Genomic DNA, 6,000 nt, shown 5'->3' on the forward strand with positions numbered 1-6,000 from the left:
TTTCCGTTGCCACCCATCTACTCTGCCCAAATGCAGATGGCGAGCCTATCCAAGCCTGACGAGGATGCGGTCAATTGCCCGGGTCGGCAGGATGCGCCGCAGAAAACCCGCGATATGGGTGGGTGTGGTGACGTAGTAGCGCGGATGCGGCCGCCGGGATTCGCAGGCGTGCGCCAGCTTGGCGGTCACGGCGGAGGCCGGCAGCTCGAACCGGTCCGGGCCGCTGCTTTCATATAGCCGCTTCAGCAGCCGGGATTCGTACAGCTCGCGCAGTGGCGAGGCTTTCCAGTCGATGAAGCGCTCGAAATGCGGAATCGACTTCTCGCGGATCTTCGACGTCACCGGCCCCGGCTCGATCAGCACCATATGGATGCCGGTGCCCTGCAGCTCCACCCGCAGCGTATCGGTCAGCCCCTCCAGCGCGTATTTCGTCGCCACATAGGCACCGCGCCAGGGGAAGGTGACGAACCCCAGGATCGAGGAATTCTGCACGATCCTCCCGTGGCCCTGCCTGCGCATCACCGGAATGACCTGCCGGGTCAGTTCGTGCCAGCCAAAGAAATTGGCCTCGAAGATGGAGCGCAGACCTTCGGTGGGCAGATCCTCCACCGCACCGGGCAGCCCGTGCGCGCCGTTGTTGAACAGTGCATCGAGGGTGCCGCCGGTGGCCTCCAGCACCTCGGCCAGGCCGGCGGTGATGCTTTCCGGGTCAGTGTAATCGATGCGCGGGCTTTCGAAACCTTCGGCGCGCATCCGGTCGCAGTCGCGCTGCTGCCTACAGGAGGCAAATACCCGCCAGCCGCGCTCGCGCATGCCGCGGGCCGAGTCCAGACCGATCCCGGAGGAGCAGCCTGTGATAAGGATGGATTTTTTCACGGTTACGCCCTTTTGCCCGGAAGTCTCCGGGACCAGTTATGGGCGTTTCTTGCTCACCAGGGAAGCGGCAATCCAGCCGACCTTGCCCTTGCCGGGCGCGCGCAGGTGCAGCCAGCCGGTGCCGTTGTCCTCGAACACGATCACTTCGTCACCGCCCAGCAGGCGGGTGATCACCGGATAATTGGTGCCTGGCCCCTGCCGCATGTTCACGCGGGACGCCCTGATCTGGCGGATGTCCTGCGCCGGCTGCGGCTCGGCCAGGGCTGCGCCCGCCGGTTCAGGCGAATCGTTTTGCGCTTCAGTCCCGGCAGTGGCCGGCTGAATAGCGGCAAGGCCGCCCTCCAGAGACGCCAGCTGGAGCGGCGCGCCCTGGTCCGACACCGCCGGGAACACATTGGCGCTGTCGCCGATGGCCAGGCGGGCCTGGGTGATCTGCCGCAGCGCCACCCGCGACCGAAGTTGCGGGTCGGCGGCAGGGCGGACAGGCCGATCAGCTTCCTGCGTGCTGCCGGCCGGGCGGAAAGTCACATTGCGGATCAGGGATTTGGCATCCTCGCTGGCGCGGCTGCTTCGGCTGCCCTGCCGGCTCTCGTCCGGCGCGGCGAACGCCGCCTTGGCGATCTCCAGGGCTTCAGACCGTTCCTTGCGCGGCTCGAAATCCGTACCCCCGCTGAGTTCGTAGAAGCCCCAGCCCAGAAAAGCGAAAGAAACTAAAATGAAACGCGACATAACCCTGTCCCCCTAGTACCACCACACGCGGCGGCTGCACGGAATAGCATTGGTTTGAAATGGAAACGCACGGCGCAGCTGCCTGGTTCCACTCTAATCTAGGGCAAGTTAACAGCGGGGAAACAGGGGAGACTCCGCTATCTTCTCCCCCGAACCGTTGGCACCGTGCTGCATCTTGCGAAATTCGTGCGCGCCCGCTTTACCAATTCCGGCGGCGGCAGTATCACGATTTCATGACCGACCTGGTAGAAGATCCCGACATGCCGTCTGCCCCCGAACAGGGTGAAATCCTGGAACCGCTGCGCCGCGCCATTGGCGAGCGCTATCTGACCTATGCGCTCAGCACCATCATGCACCGGGCGCTGCCCGATGCCCGCGACGGGCTGAAGCCGGTGCACCGGCGCATCCTCTATGCAATGAACCGCCTGCGCCTCAGCTCCACCGGCGGCTTTTTGAAGTCGGCCAAGATTTCCGGCGACACCATGGGCGATTTCCACCCCCACGGCGACGCCGCGATCTATGACGCGATGGCGCGTCTGGCGCAGGACTTCAACGTCCGCTACCCGCTGGTCGACGGCCAGGGCAACTTCGGCAATATCGACGGCGACAACCCCGCGGCCTCGCGCTACACCGAGGCGCGGATGACCTTCGTGGCTGAGGCCATGCTGGAAGGCCTCAACGAGGATTCGGTCGATTTCCGCGACAACTACGACGGCCGCCTGACCGAACCGGCAGTTCTGCCCGCGACCTTCCCGAACATCCTGGCCAACGGCGCGGCCGGCATCGCGGTGGGCATGGCCACCAACATCCCGCCCCACAACATTGCCGAGCTGATCGACGCCTGCCTGCATCTGATCCGGACGCCGGATGCCCGCGGCGACACCCTGCTGAACTACGTGCCCGGCCCGGACTTCCCCACCGGCGGCATCATCGTCGAGCCCAAGGAAAACATCGCCAAGGCCTACAGCAGCGGCCGCGGCTCCTTCCGCCTGCGCTGCAAGCACGAGGTCGAGGATCTGGGCCGCGGCCAGTGGCAGGTCGTCGTCACCGAGATCCCCTATCAGGTCCAGAAGTCCAAGCTGATCGAGAAGATCGCCGAGCTGATCCAGACCAAGAAGGTGCCGATCCTCGCCGACGTGCGCGACGAATCGGCGGACGACATCCGCATCATCCTGGAACCCAAGTCCAAGAACGTGGACCCCGAGGTTCTGATGAACATGATGTTCCGCAATTCGGACCTGGAAATCCGCTTCAGCCTCAACATGAACGTGCTGATCGACGGCGTCACGCCCAAGGTCTGCTCGATGAAGGAGGTGCTGCGCGCCTTCCTCGACCACCGCCGCGACGTGCTGCAGCGCCGCTCGCGCCACCGGATGGAAAAGATCGACCACCGGCTGGAGGTGCTCGAAGGCTTCATCATCGCCTTCCTGAACCTCGACCGGGTGATCGATATCATCCGCTATGACGAGGACCCCAAGGCCGCCCTGATCCGCGAGGACTGGAGCAAGGACCACCCGCGCGCCTTCACCGAGGCCGAATACATCACCCCGGCGCAGGGCGTTGGTGAGCTGACCGAGGTGCAGGCCGAGGCGATCCTCAACATGCGCCTGCGTAGCTTGCGCAAGCTGGAAGAGATCGAGCTGGTGCGCGAGCGCGACGCCCTGCGCGAGGAACGCGCCGGGCTGGTCGAACTGCTGGCCTCCGAAGACCTGCAATGGTCCCGCATCTCCGAACAGCTGAAGGAAACCAAGAAGCAGTTCGGCAAGGATTACGCCGGCGGCGCCCGCCGCACCCTCTTTGCCGAGGCGGGAGAAGTCGAAGAGGTGCCGCTGGAGGCGATGATCGACCGTGAGCCGATCACCGTGGTCTGCTCGCAGATGGGCTGGATCCGTGCGATGACCGGCCACATCGACCTCAATCGCGAGCTGAAGTTCAAGGACGGCGACGGCCCGCGCTTCATCTTCCACGCGGAAACCACCGACCGGCTTCTGGTGTTCGGCTCCAACGGCCGCTTCTACACCCTGTCGGCAGCCAACCTGCCGGGCGGGCGCGGCATGGGCGAACCGCTGCGCCTGATGGTTGACCTGCCGAACGAGGCGGAGATAGTCGACCTGCTCATTCACAACCCCGAAGGCCGCCTGCTGGTCGCTTCGGATGCGGGCAACGGCTTCATCTGCGCCGAAAAGGAAATCGTCGCCCAGACCCGCAGCGGCAAGCAGGTGCTGAACGTCAAGGACGACGAGCGCGCCAAGATCTGCATCCCCGTCGAGGGCGACCACGTCGCCATCGTCTCCGAGAACGGCAAGTTCCTGGTCTTCGCGGTCGAGGAAATGCCCGAGCTCACCCGCGGCAAGGGCGTGCGCCTGCAGAAATACAACATGGCCCGCGGCAAGCAGGGCTCGCTGGAACTGGACGGCGGCCTCAGCGACATCACTACCTTCAACTGGGATGAAGGGCTCAAGTGGGAAATGGGCGGCGGCAAGACCCGCCACGAGGCGGACCTGACCCAGTGGCTCGGCAAGCGCGCCGGCGTCGGCAAGCGCCCGCCGCATGGCTTCCCGCGCAACTACAAGTTCAAGTAAGGCGGCAGAAAGCTGCTGCCTGCCTGTGCCCCCCGCGCCACCCGCGCGGGGGGTGCTGTATCCGGGCCTTTACCCTGCGGGCCGCGCCCGGCTATCAGGGCAGGAGCGAATTACCCTGGGGGACTTCCATGATCCGCATACTTTCCATGCTGGCTGCGCTGGCTCTGCTTACCGCCTGCGGCGAAACCCGCTTGGACGAAGCACCGGAGGATCTGGGCGCCTTCCAGGCCCGGGTGACCCATGTCTATACAGAAAAGGCGCTGCAATGGCCGCTGTCGCGCAAAGCCGACCACAGCGAGTGGACCGCGCCGATCGAAAAGGCGCTGAACACCCGCCTGCGCCGCTATGACGGTGCGCAGCAGTACGACGTTGCGGTGACTCTGGAAGGTTTCATGCTGGCGCCGCCCGGCGTGCCGGTGCTGTTCTCCCCCAAAAGCGCGGTGGTGGTGAACGTCTTTGTCTATGACGTGGCGCAGAAGAAATTCCTGGCGAAAAAGCACCAGATGGAGATCTTCGAAAGCACCACTGGCGAAAGCGCCCTCCTGGGCTCCGGCCATGCCCGTACCAAGGAGGAGCAGATCCAGGGCCTGGCCATCAATATCGCCGACAAGGTCGAGGAATGGATGGCCGAGCAGCATGAAGCGGAGGGCTGGTTTGCCCCGCGCGCAGCGGCGGAAACCGCCGGCGGCACGGACGCGGCTGCGGCCGAGGCGGCACCGGCCGACTGAGCCTTGCGAAAACCGCCCCTGTCAAGCAGGAACGGGTTGATTTTTGCCGGCAAACCAAATAATCCGCCGGCGCAGAGGAAACCGGGTCGCGATGAGACCCCTCATTTCAAAAGGGCGCCTAAGCAATGGCTAAGGAAAAGTTTGAACGCAATAAACCGCACGTCAACATCGGCACCATCGGCCACGTTGACCACGGCAAGACCACTCTGACCGCGGCTATCACCAAATACTTCGGTGACTTCAAAGCCTACGACCAGATCGACGGCGCCCCGGAAGAAAAAGCCCGCGGCATCACCATCTCGACCGCGCACGTGGAATACGAGACCGAGAACCGCCACTATGCGCACGTCGACTGCCCCGGCCACGCCGACTACNCGTTGACCACGGCAAGACCACTCTGACCGCGGCTATCACCAAATACTTCGGTGACTTCAAAGCCTACGACCAGATCGACGGCGCCCCGGAAGAAAAAGCCCGCGGCATCACCATCTCGACCGCGCACGTGGAATACGAGACCGAGAACCGCCACTATGCGCACGTCGACTGCCCCGGCCACGCCGACTACGTCAAGAACATGATCACCGGTGCGGCCCAGATGGACGGCGCGATCCTGGTTGTGAACGCSGCTGACGGCCCGATGCCGCAGACCCGCGAGCACATCCTGCTGGGCCGCCAGGTTGGCATCCCGAAGATGGTCGTGTTCATGAACAAGGTTGACCAGGTCGACGACGARGAGCTGCTGGAGCTGGTGGAAATGGAAATCCGCGAGCTGCTGTCCTCCTACGACTACCCGGGCGACGATATCCCGATCGTTGCAGGCTCCGCTCTGGCGGCGATGGAAGGCAACAAGCCGGAAATCGGCGAAGAGAAGATCAAAGAGCTGATGGCGGCTGTCGACGAGTACATCGACACCCCGGCACGTGCGGTYGACCAGCCGTTCCTGATGCCGATCGAAGACGTGTTCTCGATCTCCGGCCGCGGCACCGTTGTGACCGGCCGTGTGGAGCGCGGTGTGATCAACGTCGGCGACGAGATCGAAATCGTCGGCATCCGCGACACCAAGAAAACCACCTGCACCGGCGTGG

The 6,000-nt window shown here is 64.2% G+C and carries 5 protein-coding genes and 1 pseudogene; 4 read left to right on the plus strand and 2 right to left on the minus strand.

Annotated elements, in window-relative coordinates; all coding sequences use genetic code 11:
- Positions 1–45: 45 nt before the first annotated feature.
- Positions 46–876, minus strand: coding sequence for an SDR family NAD(P)-dependent oxidoreductase (locus GKC28_RS16035; RefSeq protein WP_174148027.1), 831 nt, complete (start codon positions 874–876; stop codon positions 46–48).
- A gap of 36 nt (positions 877–912) precedes the next feature.
- Positions 913–1,605 carry an SH3 domain-containing protein gene (locus GKC28_RS16040; protein WP_174148028.1) on the minus strand — a complete coding sequence of 231 codons (693 nt, stop codon included), beginning with the start codon at positions 1,603–1,605 and terminating at the stop codon, positions 913–915.
- 233 nt (positions 1,606–1,838) lie between these two features.
- Between GKC28_RS16040 and parC the strand changes: the two genes are divergently transcribed.
- From parC to GKC28_RS16060, 4 genes and pseudogenes are all read left to right on the plus strand, one after another.
- A complete protein-coding gene (gene parC / locus GKC28_RS16045) occupies positions 1,839–4,187 on the plus strand; it encodes a DNA topoisomerase IV subunit A (RefSeq protein WP_174148029.1) in 2,349 nt (782 codons plus the stop codon).
- A 128-nt stretch (positions 4,188–4,315) separates the two neighbouring features.
- Positions 4,316–4,915: a hypothetical protein gene (locus tag GKC28_RS16050; RefSeq protein WP_174148030.1), complete on the plus strand. Its 600-nt coding sequence runs from the start codon at positions 4,316–4,318 to the stop codon at positions 4,913–4,915.
- 125 nt (positions 4,916–5,040) lie between these two features.
- Positions 5,041–5,289: pseudogene (locus tag GKC28_RS16055) on the plus strand (GTP-binding protein); the annotation flags it as partial.
- Positions 5,232–6,000: GTP-binding protein (locus GKC28_RS16060; protein WP_174148033.1), on the plus strand; the 769-nt coding region annotated here is incomplete at its 3' end. The pseudogene GKC28_RS16055 and the gene GKC28_RS16060, both read left to right, overlap by 58 nt.

This window comes from Leisingera sp. ANG59 (assembly GCF_013317235.1).
Classification (GTDB): Bacteria; Pseudomonadota; Alphaproteobacteria; order Rhodobacterales; family Rhodobacteraceae; genus Leisingera.

Excerpts from the sequence above, each read along its gene's own strand:
- GKC28_RS16040 (WP_174148028.1), bottom strand. The coding sequence starts at position 1,605 with ATGTCGCGTTTCATTTTAGTTTCTTTCGCTTTTCTGGGCTGGGGCTTC.
- parC (WP_174148029.1), top strand. The coding sequence starts at position 1,839 with ATGACCGACCTGGTAGAAGATCCCGACATGCCGTCTGCCCCCGAACAG.
- GKC28_RS16050 (WP_174148030.1), top strand. The coding sequence starts at position 4,316 with ATGATCCGCATACTTTCCATGCTGGCTGCGCTGGCTCTGCTTACCGCC.